Origin of the sequence: Herpetosiphon sp. (assembly GCF_003512625.1) — a bacterium.
Classification (GTDB): domain Bacteria; phylum Chloroflexota; class Chloroflexia; order Chloroflexales; family Herpetosiphonaceae; genus Herpetosiphon; species Herpetosiphon aurantiacus.
The window spans coordinates 11,024-11,919 of sequence record NZ_DOPT01000005.1 but is presented as its reverse complement, the minus strand read 5'-3'; the positions used below and the strand labels follow the sequence as shown (position 1 = coordinate 11,919).

At 53.0% G+C, this 896-nt stretch carries 1 protein-coding gene; it reads left to right on the top strand.

Annotated elements, in window-relative coordinates:
- A partial coding sequence (locus DEF47_RS01105; protein WP_287044919.1) for an urease subunit alpha occupies nt 1-896 on the top strand: 896 nt, incomplete at both ends.

The window sequence follows — 896 nt, the reverse complement described above, 5'->3', positions numbered from 1 at the left end:
GTGATTCGCGATGGCATGGGCCAAAGCAGCAGCGCCCACGATGTGCTCGATTTAGTCATTACCAACGCGATCATTATCGATCATTGGGGCATCGTCAAAGGTGATATTGGGATCAAACAAGGCCGAATTGTTAAAGTTGGCAAGGCTGGCAATCCTGATACCATGGCCGGAGTTGACCCTGAATTGGTGGTTGGCGCGAATACCGAGGTGATCGCTGGCGAGCATATGATCGTCACCGCTGGCGGGATTGATAGCCATATTCACTTTATTGCGCCTGGCCAAATTCCCGAAGCGCTTTCGAATGGCGTGACAACCCTACTTGGCGGCGGAACTGGCCCAGCTACTGGCACCAAAGCCACCACCTGTACGCCAGGTGTTTGGAATATGGCGCGAATGCTGCAAGCCGCCGATGCTTGGCCAGTTAATCTTGGCTTTTTGGGCAAAGGCAATGCTGCTCAGCCCGAATCGTTGATTCAGCAGATTCAGGCTGGCGCATGTGGCTTGAAATTGCACGAGGATTGGGGCACAACGCCCGCTGCGATCGACATGTGTTTGAGCGTGGCCGATCAATACGATGTGCAAGTGGCAATTCACACCGACACAATCAACGAAGCTGGCTTTTTAGAAGATACAATTCGCGCGATTGCTGGCCGCACTATCCATACCTATCACACTGAGGGTGCGGGCGGCGGCCATGCTCCCGATATTATCAAAATTGCTGGCGAACGCTATGTGCTACCCTCATCGACCAACCCCACCCGCCCATATACCGTCAACACGATCGCTGAACACCTTGATATGTTGATGGTTTGTCATCACCTTAATCCCCAAGTGCCTGAAGATGTGGCCTTTGCTGAAAGCCGGATTCGACCTGAAACCATCGCCGCCGAAGATAT